Raw genomic sequence first — 16,613 nt, forward strand, 5'->3', positions numbered from 1 at the left:
AAAAAACAGGAAAAAATAACCGCTTGTAATGAAACTGATTGAAATAGAAAACCTCAATAAGTATTTTGGTTCACCAGATAACCAAACTCATGTACTAAAAAACATTAATCTCAGCATTAAACAAGGAGATTTCGTCGCGATTATCGGTGCTTCCGGCTCCGGTAAATCTACCTTGATGAATATTATCGGTTGTTTAGATACCGCCAGCTCCGGCAGTTGCAAAATCAGTGGAAAAGATACTCAGAAAATGACATCTGATGAGCTATCTGATCTCCGTCAACGCAAGTTTGGTTTTATTTTCCAACGCTATAATCTGCTTCCAGCTTTAACGGCTAATGAAAATGTCGCCTTACCGGCAATTTATGCCGGTATAGACAGTCTATCCCGAAAAATGCGTGCAGAATCTTTATTGGATAAGCTTGGATTATCGGATAAAACACAAAATCGTCCAAATGAATTATCCGGTGGACAACAACAACGCGTCAGCATTGCGCGCGCCTTAATGAACGGCGGCGAAATTATTTTAGCAGACGAACCAACCGGAGCATTAGACTCCAAAAGCGGTGAAACTGTATTAGAAATTCTACAAACCCTACACCAAGAAGGTCATACCATTATTATGGTCACTCATGACCCGAAAATTGCAGCAAAAGCATCACGTATTATTGAAATTAAAGATGGTGAGATTATTCAAGATGAACGTCTACAACCTTATGTAGAACAGATAAGCCCCGTCCATTCCTCACATAAAAACCCCCGTTTTTTCGACCAATTATCTGAATCGTTTAAAATGGCACTTAACGCTATTATGGCTCATAAAATGCGTGCTATTTTAACTATGCTCGGTATTATTATCGGGATTGCTTCTGTCATTTCAGTAGTCGCTTTAGGACAAGGCTCGCAACAGCAAATTCTTGCTAATATCAACAGCCTAGGCACAAATACAATGGATATTATGAACGGCACAGGCTTTGGTGATAGGCGGGCAAACTTAACAAAAAATCTCACCATTAGCGATGTAACTATGCTAGGGCAGCAAAATTATGTTGAAAGCACTACCCCATCAAGCAATATTAGTGCAACGTTAATATATGGCAATACAACAGTAACCGGCTCTGTACGTGGTGTAGGTGAGCAATTTATTAATGTGAAAGGCTTAAAGTTGGTTTCAGGTCGATTTTTTACTGCTGATGAAGTGAAAGAGATTGCACAGGTTATTGTCATCGATCCTAACACACAAAAAGAATTAGGTATAAATTCCCCTGTGGAGGGCAATATTATTTTAGTAGATAAAAAACCATTACGTATTATTGGCGTGGCTCAGCAATCTAATAATATGAACCAAAGCAGCCTTACTCTTTGGGCTCCTTACACTACCACTATGCAACGTATTTCAGGGGCAAAACAGATTGATGCTCTAACGGTTAAAATTAAAGATAACGTAGAAAGCCAAACTGCAGAAAAAAGCATTACCGAACTTTTAACCGCCAAACACGGAAAAAAAGACTTCTTTATTATTAATAGCGATACCATTAAACAAACCATTACCAGCACGACCAACACCATGACATTGCTCATTTCATCCATCGCTTTAATTTCACTAATAGTAGGAGGAATCGGTGTGATGAATATTATGTTGGTCTCGGTGACAGAGCGTACTAAAGAAATCGGTGTTCGAATGGCGATTGGCGCTAAACAGCACAATATTTTGCAACAATTTCTTATTGAAGCTATTCTTATCTGTCTGATTGGCGGATTAATCGGTATTTTATTTGCCATAGCCATTATTACTACATTCAACACTTTAGGTGAGAATTTCAAAATGATATTATCTGTGCAGTCGGTTGTAGTAGCTGTTCTCTGCTCTACACTGATCGGCATTATTTTTGGCTATCTACCTGCACGAAATGCCTCTCAACTGAATCCAATTAATGCCTTAGCTCAAGAATAACACTACAAGCGGTGAGATTCTGAAAGATTTTTGCAAAAAATCACGGAAATTTAACCGCTTGTATCTGATAAATAAGGAAGAAAAATGCCAATAACCAATTTAGAACTAGAACAAATTCTTAATAATAAATTAAACAGCACTGCAATTAGCGATTATGCCCCAAACGGTTTGCAGGTTGAAGGAAAGCAAAACATCCAAAAAATCATTACCGGAGTTACTGCCAGCCTGCCACTGATTGAAAAAGCGATCGAGAAAAAAGCGGATGCAATTTTAGTTCATCATGGCTATTTTTGGAAAAGCGAGAATCCGTGTATTCGTGGTATGAAAGGCCGACGAATCAAGAAGTTATTAACTAATGACATCAATCTGTTTGGCTACCATTTGCCTTTAGATATTCACCCCGAATTAGGTAACAATGCTCAATTAGCTAAACACTTAGGCGTAACCAATCTACAAGGTTTGGAAGACCGTCCGAATTCGATTCCGATGTTTGGCGAGTTTGAAACACCTATTTCTGCAGAAGAACTAAAACAACGCCTTGAAAAAACGTTACAACGCACCGTTATTTTATGTAATGAGTTTGTATCCACCCCACAAAAAGCGATTAAAAAAGTCGGCATCTGCTCTGGCGGCGGACAAGGCTATATTGACTTAGCTTTTGAAAAAGGCTGTGATGCCTTCATCAGTGGTGAAATCTCCGAACAAACCACCCATTCTGCCCGCGAACAAGGCATCTACTACTTCGCCTGTGGCCACCACGCTACCGAGCGCGACGGCGTAAAAGCTTTAGGCGAATGGCTGGCAGAAGAATACGGCTTAGAAGTTGAGTTTATCGATATTGATAATCCTGCCTAATCCCCATAAATACAAGCGGTTAAATTTTCTGAGTATTTTGCAATTTGCAAAAAATCGGAAGAATTTAACCGCTTGTTATCATTCATAAGCTATAACTCAAATTCATCAAAATCGCTGCTATCGACTTTAGCATCAATCTGCCCAACCAAATAAGAACTCACCTCCACTTCTTGAGGTGCAACTTGTACATTGTCTGAAACCAGCCATGCGTTGATCCACGGAATTGGGTTGGAGCGAGCTTTAAAGGGCAAAGGTAACCCAACAGCTTGCATTCGAATATTGGTAATATACTCAATATATTGCACCAAAATATCGCGATTCAGCCCAATCATAGAGCCATCTTTAAACAGATAATCCGCCCAAGCTTTTTCTTGTTCTGCGGCACTTAAAAACAGTTCGTAAGCCTCTTGCCGACATTCACGTGCAATTTCTGCCATTTCTGGATCATCATTTCCATACGTCATAATATTTAAAATATGCTGCGTACCGGTAAGGTGTAAAGCTTCATCACGAGCAATAAATTTGATAATTTTGGCATTCCCTTCCATTAATTGCCGTTCTGCAAAGGCAAACGAGCAAGCAAAAGAGACATAAAAGCGAATCGCTTCAAGCGCATTCACACTCATCATACAAAGATAGAGCTGTTTTTTTAGGCTACGTAAACTTACCTCGCAAGTTTTACCATCTACCTGATAACAGCCTTCACCGTATAAGCTATAGAGTTGGCTATCACGAATCAAATCATCATAATACGCAGAAATATCCTTCGCACGCTTAATAATTTCTTCGTTCGTGACAATATCATCAAACACTATTGAAGGATCATTTACAATATTGCGGATAATATGAGTATAAGAACGGCTGTGAATTGTTTCGCTAAATGTCCAAGTTTCAATCCAAGTTTCAAGCTCGGGAATAGAAACTAACGGCAAAAGCGCTACATTCGGGCTTCTTCCTTGAATGGAATCCAGTAGCGTTTGGTATTTCAAGTTGCTGATAAAAATATGCTTTTCATGCTCTGGCAGTTGTGCATAATCAATGCGATCTTGTGAAACATCCACTTCTTCCGGTCGCCAAAAAAATGAGAGTTGTTTCTCAATCAGTTTTTCAAAAATTTCATATTTTTGTTGATCATAACGCGCAACATTGACATTTTGCCCAAAAAACATCGGTTCTTTTAGCTGGTCATTTTTATTTTGCGAAAAAGTAGTATATGCCATGTTATTCTCCTTTATTGATTGTTCGTATTATTAAATTTTACAAGCTCCGCCGGCACAGCCTTCATCTAGATCATCTTGAGCATCTTCAGCCCCATCGCGGGTATTTTGGTAGTAAAGGGTTTTTAACCCATATTTATATGCTGTTAATAGATCTTTTAATAATACTTTCATTGGCACTTTGCCATCTTCAAAACGGTTTGGGTCATAATTGGTATTAGCAGAAATTGCCTGATCGACAAATTTCTGCATAATACCGACTAAATGCAAATAACCATCCATATTCGGAATATTCCAAAGCAGTTCATAATATGTTTTCAAACGTTCATACTCCGGTACCACTTGTTTTAAAATACCGTCTTTTGAAGCTTTAACACTAATATAGCCCCGTGGTGGTTCAATACCATTGGTTGCATTTGAAATCTGCGAGGAAGTTTCCGATGGCATTAAGGCAGTCAAAGTTGAATTACGCAAGCCAAATTGTAGAATATCCCGACGTAGTTGCTCCCAATCATAGTGCAACGGCTCTTGAGTTAATTCATCAAGTTCTTTTTTATAAGTATCGATAGGTAGTAGCCCCTTAGCATAGGTGGTTTGGTCAAAATAGGGACAACGCCCCTGCTCTTTGGCTAAATTCATCGAAGCTTTTAATAAATAATATTGAATCGCTTCAAAAGTACGGTGAGTTAAATTATTAGCACTGCCATCTGAATAACGCACTTGGTTTTTAGCTAAATAGTAGGCGTAGTTAATAACCCCAACGCCTAGCGAGCGGCGATTTAATGAGCTGTTACGAGCCGCTAATACCGGATAATCCTGATAATCCAGCAACGCATCTAAGGCACGCACAACTAAATCTGCTAATTCTTCCAATTCATCTAAATCGGTTAATGTACCTAAATTAAAAGCGGATAATGTACATAATGCGATCTCCCCCTGCTCATCATAAAAATGAGCCAGTGGTTTGGTCGGCAAGGCAATTTCCAAACAGAGATTAGATTGACGTATCGGTGCGACACTAGGATCAAACGGGCTATGTGTATTACAATGATCAACATTTTGAATGTAAATCCGCCCGGTTGAAGCCCGTTCTTGCATTAATAACGAAAATAGTTCTATCGCTTTGACCTTGCGCTTACGAATGCTAGGGTCTTGCTCATATTGTAAATAAAGCTGTTCGAACTTAGCTTGATCAGCAAAAAATGCTTGATATAACCCCGGAACATCTGACGGGCTGAATAGAGTAATCTCGCTACCTTTAATTAAACGCTGATACATCATTTTATTCACCTGCACTCCGTAATCCATATGGCGAGCGCGGTTTTCTTCCACCCCTCGGTTATTTTTCAATACCATTAAGCTTTCCGCTTCTAAATGCCATATCGGAAAATAAACTGTGGCAGCACCACCCCGCACACCACCTTGAGAGCACGATTTTACTGCTGTTTGAAAATGTTTATAGAATGGAATACAGCCTGTATGAAATGCCTCCCCTGCACGGATTGAACTACCTAATGCACGAATTGCTCCGGCATTAATACCAATACCAGCCCTCTGGGAAACATATTTTATAATTGCTGCAGAAGTCGCATTGATAGAATCTAGGCTATCATCACACTCAATCAACACACAGGAACTAAATTGACGAGTAGGCGTTCTTACTCCAGCCATAATCGGTGTTGGCAGAGAAATTTTAAATGTGGAGGTCGCATCATAAAAACGGCGAATATAATCTAAACGGCGTTTTGGTGGATATTTAGAAAATAAACAGGCAGCTACTAACAGATACAAGAACTGAGCCGACTCATAAATCTCTCCTGTGACTCGGTTCTGAACCAAATACTTCCCTTCCAACTGTTTTACCGCTACATACGAAAAAGCCATATCCCGCCAGTGGTCAATAAAGCCATTCATCGCCTCCCACTCTTCCATGCTATAGTCCGTCAGCAAATCCGCATCGTATTTGCCAAGCGCAACTAACTTTTTAACGTGTGCATATAAATGCGGTGGTTCAAACTGTCCATAAGCTTTTTTACGCAGATGAAAAATCGCCAATCGTGCTGCCAAATATTGATAGTCTGGCGTTTCCTTGCTGATTAAATCGGCTGCTGCCTTAATAATTGTTTCGTGAATATCTGCAGTTCGAATGCCCTCATAAAACTGGATCTGTGAACGCAACTCCACTTGCGAAACGGAGACATTATCTAACCCCTCCGCAGCCCAAGTAATCACACGATGGATTTTATCAAGATTGAGTTGTTCAAGTCTGCCATCACGCTTTGTTACCATTAAACTTTTATTCATAATTAAACCCTTTACAAAAATACCTTAGCAAAACACTACATGTTGTGTTTTTATCAAAAGCAAGCACAAGATAATGTGTTTAAAGCTAAACATCAACCAATAAATTTTTACTTTTTCTCTTGACAGATGCTAACTTATTTATAAATAACCATATTTTTATAATGGGATAAGATTGATTATTTTATTTAGCAACAATAGGAAATTTAGGTAGGTTTAGAAAATGAAAAGCGAAGGAATTTTAGCTTGCTTAGGTGAATAACATTTCTGGTTTTTATTAGCAAGCGGTTACTTTTAAGTGATTTTTTGCAAAAAATTTAAGAAATTTGACCGCTTATAAGTAATAAAAAAGCACCAGCGTAAACGCCGGTGCTATAGTAGGGAGATTGATTTTATATAAATTTGCCATATAAATATTTTAAATCTCCAACAAATAAGCCTTTAACTGCTGCAACTTATCCCTTGTCGCCGCAGCTTTCTCAAACTCTAAATTCGCCGCAAACTCTCGCATTTGTTGCTCCAACACTTTCAGCTCTTTTTCTAATTCTTTACGAGACTTCGGTTTGTACTCATTTGCAGAATTTTCGGCTTTTTTGACCGCTTGTTTGCCTCGTTTCGGCTTGTCGGTTTGGCCGATGTCGAGCAATTCGCCGACTTTTTTGTTCAGAGCCTGTGGCACAATGCCGTTTTCTTCGTTGTATTTCATCTGTTTTTCACGGCGGCGTTCGGTTTCGGTAATCGCTTTTTGCATGGAATTGGTAATGCGGTCGCCGTAGAGAATCGCTTTGCCGTTGAGGTTTCGGGCGGCACGTCCAATGGTCTGAATAAGCGAGCGTTCGGAACGTAGGAAGCCCTCTTTGTCCGCATCTAAAATCGCCACGAGCGACACTTCAGGCATATCCAAGCCCTCACGCAGTAAGTTGATGCCAACCAGCACGTCAAACATCCCCATTCGTAAGTCGTGAATGATTTCGACCCGTTCGACCGTGTCGATGTCACTGTGCAGATACCGCACTCTCACGCCATGTTCGTCTAAATAGTCGGTGAGGTCCTCCGCCATTTTTTTAGTCAGTGTGGTGACAAGCACACGTTCGTCCACTGCGACTCGCTTGTGGATTTCATAGAGCAAGTCGTCCACCTGTGTCGCAACAGGGCGGACTTCGATAATCGGATCAAGTAAACCGGTTGGGCGAACAACCTGATCGATCACATCAGGATTTTTCTCTAACTCATACGCCCCTGGTGTAGCGGAAACGTAGATCGTCTGCGGCGAAAGAGCCTCAAACTCCTCGAACTGCAACGGGCGGTTATCGAGTGCAGATGGCAAGCGGAAGCCGTATTGCACCAATGTCTCTTTTCTGGCTCGGTCGCCACGGTACATACCGCCGATTTGCGGCACGGTAACGTGGCTTTCGTCAATCACCAAAATACCGTCCGCCGGCATATAGTCGAACAGAGTCGGCGGCGGCTCGCCTTCTTTTCTGCCCGAGAGATAGCGTGAGTAGTTTTCAATCCCTGAGCAGTAGCCGAGTTCGTTCATCATTTCAATGTCAAACTGGGTGCGCTGGGCAAGGCGTTGCTCCTCTAACAGCTTGTTTTCCTTGATGAAATAGGTTCGGCGTTCAGCAAGCTCGTCTTTAATCTGCTCAATCGCTGCCAAAATCCGCTCACGAGGGGTGACGTAGTGGGTTTTCGGGTAGATGGTGTAGCGAGGCACTTTGCCGAGGCTATGCCCTGTGAGAGGGTCGAACAGCGACAGATTTTCGATTTCATCATCAAACAGCTCCACACGCAATGCGACTTCGTCGCTTTCGGCAGGGAAAATATCGATCACCTCGCCCCGCACACGGAAGGTTGAACGCTGGAATGCCTGATCGTTGCGGGTGTATTGCAGTTCGGCAAGGCGGCTTAAAATTTCACGCTGCCCGATCATCGCCCCGACCTGCAAATGCAGCATCATCTGCATATAGGCATCGACATCCCCCAAGCCGTAAATGGCGGAAACCGAGGCAACCACAATCGTATCTCGCCGCTCCAAAAAGGATTTGGTCGCCGAAAGCCGCATCTGTTCGATCTGTTCATTGATGGAAGCATCTTTCTCAATAAAGGTATCGCTGGACGGCACATAGGCTTCGGGCTGGTAGTAGTCGTAGTAGGAAACGAAATACTCCACCGCATTTTCAGGGAAAAAGGCTTTCATCTCCGCATAGAGCTGTGCCGCAAGGGTTTTATTCGGGGCAAGCACCATTGCCGGGCGGTTGAGTTGGGCGATCACATTGGCAATCGTGAATGTTTTGCCCGAGCCGGTTACGCCCAGCAGGGTTTGGTGAGCCAATCCGTCATTTAAGCCTTCGGTCAGTTTAGCGATAGCGGTTGGTTGATCGCCGGAAGGTTTAAATGGGCTATGAAGAATAAAAGGTTTGCCTTGCTTGATCATATAAAATCCTGTCTTAAAAAGTTCTTTGCATTTTAGCATAAGCAAGCGGTCTATTTTTAGCGGATTTTTGCAAAACAAAATGTGAAGTAGATCACAAAATCAACACTTTCTTTTTGCGAACAATTCGCAATAAGAATATGATCGCACTGTCATTTTTTCATAAGGAATTTAATATGCGTTTAACTAAACTTGCTTTCGCTTTATCTGGGATGATTATTGCAACTCACGCTGCTGCACTAGACCTTTCAAAAGAAACTGAAACTTATAAACAGTTTGTAGTTGAGCAGATTGATCAATTAGTTGCTGACACAGAAAAATTTGTTGGTTATTTACACAAAGGGGATGTGCAAAAAGCGAAGCAAATTTATCCGCTTGCACGTATGTATTTTGAGCGTTCAGAGCCGATTGCAGAAAGTTTCGGTGATTTAGATCCTCGTATTGACGCCCGACTTGCTGATTTAGCCGAAGAAGGTAAAACAGAAAAAGATTGGTCCGGCTTTCATAAAATCGAAAAAGTATTGTGGGAGAAAAATACTACAAAAGGTACAAAAGCTACGGCTGAACAGCTATTAAAAGATGTAAAAGAACTGCGCGCAAAAATTCCAACCGCAGAAGTTACTCCTGAATTGATGATTACCGGTGCAGTGGATTTACTAAATGAAGTTTCTACAACTAAAGTGACCGGTGAAGAAGAAATTTTCTCAAAAACCGACCTATATGATTTCAAAGCTAATATTGAAGGTGCAGAAAAAATTTATGAGATTTTCAAACCGCAATTAGAAAAAGTAGATGCAAAACTTTCAGCTGAAATTGCGAGCCGTTTTGAAGCCGTGAATACATTATTGGCAAAACATAATAAATCAAAAACAGGCTATGATTATGTTGCTTATAACAAACTCTCTAAAGATGAGATTAAAGCATTGGCAGAAGCGGTTAATAAATTAGGTGAACCCTTAGCTCAGTTAGGCGTACTTTTAAATAAATAAGAGGTAGGAGTAAATTATGGCAGAAATCACTTCTCGCCGTGATTTTTTAAAGCATACCGCATTAGTAGGAGCAGGCTTATTGTCTGCTCCTGCTTTCGCTTTGGAATCACGACAAACACCTGAAAAATCTAAAAATCAATATGACTTTTACGGCAAGCACCAAGCCGGCATTGTTACCCCGGCACAAAAACATATCTACTTTTTAGTGCTGGATTTAGACACGAACGATATTGTTAAAATCAAAGAAATTTTTAAAAACTGGACAAGCTATAGCCGAAATTTAACACTAGGGAAAAATGTAAAACCTTATGTTGATAACGCCTATGTGCCGCCAACAGACACTGGTGAAGTAGATAGTTTAGATAGTCAAAATCTTACCCTCACTTTTGGTGTTGGCCCAAGTTTCTTCAGTAAATTAGGCATTGAAAAATTAAAGCCGGCCGAATTACAAGATTTACCACACTTCCCTCGTGATCAGTTACAAGCCGAATATACCGGCGGGGATATTTGCATTCAAGCCTGTGCAGACGATCCGCAAGTTGCCTTCCATGCCGTACGCAATTTGGTGCGTGTTGCCCGTGGCGAAATCAAAATGAAATGGTCGCAAATGGGCTTTAACTCATTTTTAAATGCCGATACTCCACGTAATTTATTTGGTTTTAAAGACGGGACCGCCAATGCGGATAGCTTACAAGATCAAGATAATGTGGTTTGGGTGCAACAAGACAGCTGGCTTAAAGGCGGTTCCTATTTAGCTGTGCGTAGGGTGAAAATGTTTTTAGAAACTTGGGATCGTACGCACTTAAAATCTCAAGAAGAAACATTTGGGCGCCACCGTGATTCCGGTGCTGCATTAGGACATAAAACGGAATTTGAAAAGTTAGATCTGAGCAAAAAAGATGAAAAAGGCAACCTGATTGTGCCTGAAGTTTCGCACACTCACCTAGCTCATCAAACCGGCATTAAAATGCTTCGCCGTTCGTTTTCCTATGCTAGTGGCATTGATGATAAAGGACAGTTCGATTCAGGTTTACTCTTCATTTCATTCCAACAAAGCCCGGAGCAATTTATTAAAATTCAAAATAAATTAGGCAATATTGATAAAATGAATGAATACATCACTCATATCGGCAGCGGCTTATTTGCCTGTTTTGCCGGGGTTCAAGATGAATCTGACTATTTAGGTAAAGCCTTATTTGAGCAAATTTAAGGATAAACGATGAAATTTAAAACATTGGTGCTAGTTTCTGCCCTGTTTGCAGTTACAAGCGTTTGGCCGAAAGTAGATGTTAGCCCGTTATTTGTTCAGCTTTCTGATGCCATGGCAGAAAGTAAACAAGGTAAATTTGCAAAATCCAGCCAAATTTTGACCGCTTTACAGCAGGATTTTACGAAGATTAGCGAGCAACACTCGCTTAAAGATGAACAAGTGGAAGGTGCTATTCAGAACGCCATCATTGATCCGAATGCCAAACATTTGGAAGATTTAGCAAAAGCATTATACCGCTTTGAAAAAGCACAAAACCCTGTTGATCATCAGGCTAAGCACCAAGATTTTTTGGCTAAAATGAATCCGCTTTATGCTGAACTTGATACGGCAGTAAAATCTAAAGATATTTGGAAGATCAAGCTCGCCTATCGAGAAGTCGGTTTGAATTGGGTTAAGCAAGAAAAAGCAGTAAGAGAAATCAGCTTAAAGCATTATGGTCAATTTGAAAAAATATTAGGTTTACTGAGAATTAACCTGAAAGAAGAAAATCCGCCACTTGATAAAATTGAAGAACGGGTAGCTGAATTAGGAAAATTAATGACAGATTTTAATCAATTTAAGATTAAATAACGAAAATTATGGGATGCTTAGCATCCCATAAAAATTTCTAGTTAAACAGTTCCCAAATCGGTTTACACTCTTTGGGTAATTCTAAGCCTCTACCCAACTCAATCCAGCCTGTCGGATAATGGAAGTCGGAGCCGACCGAGCCGTGTAAATCAAACTCTTTTGCCCAACGGCTAAGTAATTGGCGTTGGTCTGGAGTTTGTCCGCAGCCTGAAATTTCAATGCCGTCACCACCGGCTAATTTGAAATCGGCAATTAAGCGACGAATCCAGCGAGCAGTCATTTTATAACGTAACGGGTGGGCAACCGTAATCACGCCACCGGAATTGTGTGTGACCCTAACTGCCTCTTCTAAACTGCTCCACTTCGGCTTAACGTAAGCCGGCTTCCCCATGCCTAAATAACGTTTGAATGCGTGTTCAATGTTACGTACGTATCCTTGATCATATAAAAAACGCCCATAATGCGCTCGAGTCACTTCCCCGGTGGCCAAAGCCTTTGCCCCCTCATAAGCATTAGCAATGCCGGCTTTTGCTAATTTTTCCCCGATTTCGACCGCTCGCTCTTCACGTAACTTAGCTTGATTATCAAGAAACTGAACTAATTCATCATTATTTTCATCAATATTTAGTGCCGCAAGATGAATACTTTTCTCTTCCCATAAAATCGAAATTTCCACCCCTGAAATAAACTCAAGCGGTTGGTTTTGGGCAAATTCTTTCGCCTCTTTGATTCCTGAAATCGTATCGTGATCGGTTAAGGCTAACATTTGTACATTTTGCTCTACCGCACGTTGCACCAATTCAGTGGGTGAAAGTACGCCGTCTGAGGCGGTACTATGGGAATGTAAATCATATTTCATTTAATTAATCCTTAATTATTCCTGCTTTAATAAAAAATTGGCGATAAGCCTCGGTTTTTTTCGCTAGACTTAATGGATAAGCCCTTGAAGTTGAAGGCAAACGATATAAAAACAGCTCACGTTCTGTTGAATAAGGGTATTCAATCCACTCATTCGTTTTTGGCGTTTTCACTTTTTCAGGCAATAAGTTAAGCAAGGTATCAGCAGCCAAACCACCTGTAGTAAAGAGCCATTTCACTTTAGGTAAACTGATTAAAAGTTCATCCATATCAATAGGCTCAATAATTTTTAAATCTTTATCCGAAGCATTGCCTTTCAAACGAATTGCGGTTTTGGCCGAAGAACATAACGCAATGCCTTTTTCTCTTAAAAAAGCTTCAATGCGTATCGGGTCAAAACGCTTTTCATCGTTCACACGAAAATAATTAGGATCATCGTAAAACACCGTTCCTATAATTCGCCACATATCGTTTTGAAAATTGGGGTAATGAAATTCCATACAGCGTTTTTCACTTGTTGGTGGAAAAGTGCCAATCATCGCAACCGTCGCCTTTTTCGGCAAAATTGGTTCAAAAGGGTGATGTTCTAGAAGTTGATTTTCTACCATTATTTAATCAGTGCCTTTAACATTTTTAATTTTTCTACTTTATCCAGATTTTGCTCGGCAACTTTGTTGAGCTCATCCAAAATTTTTTCATCTTTTGCAAAATTTTTCGTATAAATGACCGCTTGCTGTTGCGAAATCTGTTCAGCGTAAGCGGTCAAATTTTCCAATAATTTTACTATTTCAATATTATCATGATGTTGCTGAAACAAATCATCAATCGACTTTGCAAACTGCTCTGCTTTGCTATCAATTTGTTGGCCGCAATATTTCTGCCATTTCACTTGCTCTGCACGACTTAAAGTATGCGGATAATGCCTTGCACGGTAGTGAAATAACAGCCCCTCAACTCTGGGATCTTCAAATTCTAAACCATGATTGGCTAAATTTTCCGGCGGTAAGTTGCGTAAAATTGCCATATTATTTTTATCTGCCGGCGAGAAGAAGCCTTCATATAAGGTGGTTTCCACATTGGCCGATGGCTCAAAACTCCGTTCTTCGGCGAAAATTTCAATCACTTTTTCCCGCACTAGAGACTTTTGAGCTTTTAATGCCGCTAAATTTTGTAAACATTGTTCACGGTTAATACCTAATCGCTCGGCATTTTCAGGCAGTAGCGTTTTTGCCGGGGCTAAAATCGGGCATTTATTGATATGCACTAATTTCAGCGGCACAGGCAGCTCATTTTCCGCTAATTCATCTCGCTTAGTGTATAAACGCTGGCGTAATATTTCTGTATTTTCTGCAAGCAAACTATTTATATCGCCCGACAAATCGCAAACAATCACCGCATTTTGATTAGTTGGATGCCACGCTAAAGGCACAATCCAAGCAGTATTGCCACGATAATTGCCTAACATTCCCGAAACGTGAACGAGCGGTGTCATTTCGCCCGTATCAATCAGCTTTTCCACCTCTTTTTTGGTGCGAAGATTAAAGAAAAATTGAAATAATTTTGGCTGTTTTTCCTTAATTAATTTCGCCATAGCAATGGTAGCATACACATCCGACATCGCATCATGTGCATTTTCGTGGGCAATACCATTGGCTTTGGTGAGATTTTCCAACTTAAAACTTGGCATATCATTTTCATCTTTCGGCCAAACAATTCCTTCCGGACGTAACGCATAGCAAGCCCGCACTAAATCTAATAAATCCCAACGGGAATTACCGTTTTTCCAGCTATATTCATACGGATCATAAAAATTGCGGAAAAAGGTATAGCGGGTCATTTCATCGTCATAGCGAATATTGTTATAACCGATGATGCAGGTATTCGGTTGGCTGAATTCGGCATGAATACGCGCGGCAAATTCAGGCTCAGACACACCTTCAGCGTTACATTGTTGCGGTGTAATACCTGTTACCATTACCGCTTCAGGACTCGGTAGATAATCAGGTGTTTGCTTACAAAAAAACATTACCTGCTCACCAATGATATTAAAATCTTCATCGGTGCGAATACCCGCAAACTGTGCCGGACGATCTTGAGCCGGGCTTACACCAAAGCTTTCGTAGTCATAAAAGAAAAAAGAGAATGTCTTGTTCATTAGTTCAATTACTCAGAAAAAATTATCCCGATTGTAACATAGATAACGAAAAAATGAGGAGAAATACAAGCGGTTAATTTTTAACAAAAAATAGCAGTTCAACATATCTGTTTTTGGTGTAAATTTGGCGTAATTCACCCCGAGTCACGGACAAGAAAGGACAAATAACAATCAAATTGTAACCGTAAGAGAAAACAAAAAATACAAAAAGAATATTTATAACTTATTGAAATACAGCAATAATCAGTCAAAAGATAAAATAAAAAAGCCCCAAATCAAAACAACGAAATGGGGCGGAGGTCTTACCTAAGGAAATTAATGAAAAAAACTTGCATAAATCTGTTACATATACTCAGACTTGTGAGCTAAATAAAAGTTCATAAAAAATAAAAAATTTTTTAAAACCTAAGCAAAGTCAGATTCAACTACTTGCAATTGCTTATATAGACCAACAAATTTTTAAATAATTCCGTAAACTTATTATATTTTTAACGATTTTCTTGTAAAATATTGAACGTTTATTTTCTTAAAAAACCACAATAAAAATTTGAGGTATTCAATGTCTAAATTCCCAACAGTTTCTGAGGTCCTTTCCGGCAAAGTTGCCGTAGGCGAAGAAGTTGCCGTGCGTGGCTGGGTACGTACCCGCCGTGATTCAAAAGCAGGTTTATCATTTTTAAGCGTGTATGACGGTTCTTGTTTTGACCCAATTCAAGCTATTATTAATAACGATTTACCAAATTATAATAGTGAAGTTTTACGTCTAACGGCTGGCTGTTCTGTTGTTGTAAGAGGTAAAGTAGTAGAATCACCGGCAGAAGGGCAAGCCGTAGAATTACAAGCATCTGAAGTTGAAGTAGTTGGTTGGGTTGAAGATCCTGATACGTACCCAATGGCAGCAAAACGCCATTCTATCGAATATCTTCGTGAAGTTGCCCACTTACGCCCTCGCACAAACTTAATTGGTGCGGTTGCACGTGTTCGCCATTGTTTAGCTCAAGCGATTCACCGTTTCTTCCACGAACAAGGTTTCTACTGGGTGGCCACTCCTTTAATTACTGCATCTGATACAGAAGGCGCAGGCGAAATGTTCCGTGTTTCTACCTTAGATTTAGAAAACCTACCTCGTACAGAAAGTGGTAAAGTCGATTTCAACCAAGATTTCTTTGGTAAAGAGTCATTCTTAACTGTATCAGGTCAGCTAAACGCCGAAACCTATGCTTGCGCATTAAGTAAAGTTTATACCTTTGGTCCGACTTTCCGTGCAGAAAATTCTAACACTACTCGCCACTTAGCCGAATTCTGGATGATGGAACCGGAAGTCGCATTCGCAGACTTAAACGACAACGCTAAATTAGCGGAAGATATGTTGAAATACGTTTTCCGTGCGGTGCTTGAAGAACGCAAAGATGATATGGAATTCTTTGCCAAACACGTTGATAAAGACGCAATCAGCCGTTTAGAAAACTTTATTAACTCACCGTTCGCTCAAGTGGATTATACCGATGCCATTGAGATTTTATTAAAATCCGGCAAAGAGTTTGAATTCCCTGTATCTTGGGGGATTGACCTTTCTTCCGAACACGAGCGTTTCTTAGCAGAAGAACATTTTAAATCACCAGTGGTGGTAAAAAACTATCCGAAAGACATTAAAGCATTCTATATGCGTTTAAATGATGATGGAAAAACCGTTGCAGCAATGGACGTGTTAGCGCCGGGAATCGGTGAAATTATTGGTGGTTCACAACGCGAAGAGCGTTTAGATGTATTAGATAAACGTATGGTTGAAATGGGCTTAAACCCTGAAGATTACTGGTGGTATCGTGATTTACGTAAATATGGCACAGTGCCTCACTCTGGCTTTGGGTTAGGTTTCGAACGTTTAATCGTGTATGTAACAGGCTTACAGAATATTCGTGATGTGATTCCATTCCCTCGTGCACCTCGCAATGCAAACTTCTAATTTGCAAAAAAGCGAATAAAAACGACCGCTTGCAAGCGGTCAAAAAAGGC

At 40.4% G+C, this 16,613-nt stretch carries 12 protein-coding genes; 6 read left to right on the forward strand and 6 right to left on the reverse strand.

The features are described 5' to 3' along the window. Window positions 1–28 precede the first annotated feature (28 nt). Together A4G16_RS04585 and A4G16_RS04590 are read left to right on the forward strand one after the other, a co-directional pair. A complete protein-coding gene (locus tag A4G16_RS04585) occupies window positions 29–1,951 on the forward strand; it encodes a MacB family efflux pump subunit (protein WP_165888891.1) in 1,923 nt (640 codons plus the stop codon). A gap of 84 nt (window positions 1,952–2,035) precedes the next feature. Then, complete coding sequence (locus tag A4G16_RS04590) at window positions 2,036–2,806, forward strand: Nif3-like dinuclear metal center hexameric protein (RefSeq protein ID WP_165888892.1); 771 nt, start codon at window positions 2,036–2,038, stop codon at window positions 2,804–2,806. A gap of 89 nt (window positions 2,807–2,895) precedes the next feature. Here the strand turns inward: A4G16_RS04590 and nrdB are convergent, their stop codons facing one another. The 3 genes from nrdB to uvrB all read right to left on the reverse strand — a co-directional run bounded on the left by nrdB (window position 2,896) and on the right by uvrB (window position 8,761). Further along, entirely contained in the window at window positions 2,896–4,026 is a 1,131-nt protein-coding gene (gene nrdB, locus A4G16_RS04595; protein ID WP_165888893.1) for a class Ia ribonucleoside-diphosphate reductase subunit beta, read from the reverse strand. 30 nt (window positions 4,027–4,056) lie between these two features. Then, complete coding sequence (gene nrdA / locus A4G16_RS04600) at window positions 4,057–6,327, reverse strand: class 1a ribonucleoside-diphosphate reductase subunit alpha (RefSeq protein ID WP_165888894.1); 2,271 nt, start codon at window positions 6,325–6,327, stop codon at window positions 4,057–4,059. A gap of 415 nt (window positions 6,328–6,742) precedes the next feature. Further along, a complete protein-coding gene (uvrB, locus tag A4G16_RS04605) occupies window positions 6,743–8,761 on the reverse strand; it encodes an excinuclease ABC subunit UvrB (RefSeq protein ID WP_165888895.1) in 2,019 nt (672 codons plus the stop codon). 173 nt (window positions 8,762–8,934) lie between these two features. Between uvrB and efeO the strand changes: the two genes are divergently transcribed. From efeO to A4G16_RS04620, 3 genes are read left to right on the forward strand one after another with little or no spacing between them, the layout of a single operon-like run. Further along, entirely contained in the window at window positions 8,935–9,747 is an 813-nt protein-coding gene (gene efeO, locus A4G16_RS04610; protein WP_165888896.1) for an iron uptake system protein EfeO, read from the forward strand. Between the two features lie 16 nt (window positions 9,748–9,763). After that, window positions 9,764–10,957, forward strand: coding sequence for an iron uptake transporter deferrochelatase/peroxidase subunit (gene efeB / locus A4G16_RS04615; RefSeq protein WP_165888897.1), 1,194 nt, complete (start codon window positions 9,764–9,766; stop codon window positions 10,955–10,957). A gap of 9 nt (window positions 10,958–10,966) precedes the next feature. Then, a complete protein-coding gene (locus A4G16_RS04620; protein WP_165888898.1) occupies window positions 10,967–11,587 on the forward strand; it encodes a Fe2+/Pb2+ permease in 621 nt (206 codons plus the stop codon). A 37-nt stretch (window positions 11,588–11,624) separates the two neighbouring features. On the opposite strand, the gene A4G16_RS04625 is transcribed toward A4G16_RS04620, so the two are convergent. From A4G16_RS04625 to sbcB, 3 genes are read right to left on the reverse strand one after another with little or no spacing between them, the layout of a single operon-like run. After that, window positions 11,625–12,446 carry a PHP domain-containing protein gene (locus A4G16_RS04625; RefSeq protein WP_165888899.1) on the reverse strand — a complete coding sequence of 274 codons (822 nt, stop codon included), beginning with the start codon at window positions 12,444–12,446 and terminating at the stop codon, window positions 11,625–11,627. Window positions 12,447–12,450: 4 nt separating this feature from the next. Then, complete coding sequence (locus A4G16_RS04630) at window positions 12,451–13,053, reverse strand: DNA glycosylase (protein ID WP_165888900.1); 603 nt, start codon at window positions 13,051–13,053, stop codon at window positions 12,451–12,453. Next, window positions 13,053–14,600 carry an exodeoxyribonuclease I gene (gene sbcB / locus A4G16_RS04635; protein ID WP_165888901.1) on the reverse strand — a complete coding sequence of 516 codons (1,548 nt, stop codon included), beginning with the start codon at window positions 14,598–14,600 and terminating at the stop codon, window positions 13,053–13,055. The genes A4G16_RS04630 and sbcB overlap by 1 nt, the downstream gene beginning before the upstream one ends. Before the next feature lie 559 nt (window positions 14,601–15,159). Here sbcB and asnS point away from each other — a divergent pair. Further along, complete coding sequence (gene asnS / locus A4G16_RS04640; RefSeq protein WP_165888902.1) at window positions 15,160–16,563, forward strand: asparagine--tRNA ligase; 1,404 nt, start codon at window positions 15,160–15,162, stop codon at window positions 16,561–16,563. Window positions 16,564–16,613: the final 50 nt, after the last annotated feature.

The organism is Mannheimia granulomatis (assembly GCF_011455695.1).
GTDB classification, from domain to species: Bacteria; Pseudomonadota; Gammaproteobacteria; order Enterobacterales; family Pasteurellaceae; genus Mannheimia; species Mannheimia granulomatis_A.

Coding starts and splice junctions, on each gene's coding strand:
- efeO (WP_165888896.1), top strand. CDS start 8,935: ATGCGTTTAACTAAACTTGCTTTCGCTTTATCTGGGATGATTATTGCA.
- sbcB (WP_165888901.1), bottom strand. CDS start 14,600: ATGAACAAGACATTCTCTTTTTTCTTTTATGACTACGAAAGCTTTGGT.
- A4G16_RS04620 (WP_165888898.1), top strand. CDS start 10,967: ATGAAATTTAAAACATTGGTGCTAGTTTCTGCCCTGTTTGCAGTTACA.
- A4G16_RS04625 (WP_165888899.1), bottom strand. CDS start 12,446: ATGAAATATGATTTACATTCCCATAGTACCGCCTCAGACGGCGTACTT.
- nrdA (WP_165888894.1), bottom strand. CDS start 6,327: ATGAATAAAAGTTTAATGGTAACAAAGCGTGATGGCAGACTTGAACAA.
- efeB (WP_165888897.1), top strand. CDS start 9,764: ATGGCAGAAATCACTTCTCGCCGTGATTTTTTAAAGCATACCGCATTA.
- A4G16_RS04585 (WP_165888891.1), top strand. CDS start 29: ATGAAACTGATTGAAATAGAAAACCTCAATAAGTATTTTGGTTCACCA.
- nrdB (WP_165888893.1), bottom strand. CDS start 4,026: ATGGCATATACTACTTTTTCGCAAAATAAAAATGACCAGCTAAAAGAA.
- asnS (WP_165888902.1), top strand. CDS start 15,160: ATGTCTAAATTCCCAACAGTTTCTGAGGTCCTTTCCGGCAAAGTTGCC.
- A4G16_RS04630 (WP_165888900.1), bottom strand. CDS start 13,053: ATGGTAGAAAATCAACTTCTAGAACATCACCCTTTTGAACCAATTTTG.
- A4G16_RS04590 (WP_165888892.1), top strand. CDS start 2,036: ATGCCAATAACCAATTTAGAACTAGAACAAATTCTTAATAATAAATTA.
- uvrB (WP_165888895.1), bottom strand. CDS start 8,761: ATGATCAAGCAAGGCAAACCTTTTATTCTTCATAGCCCATTTAAACCT.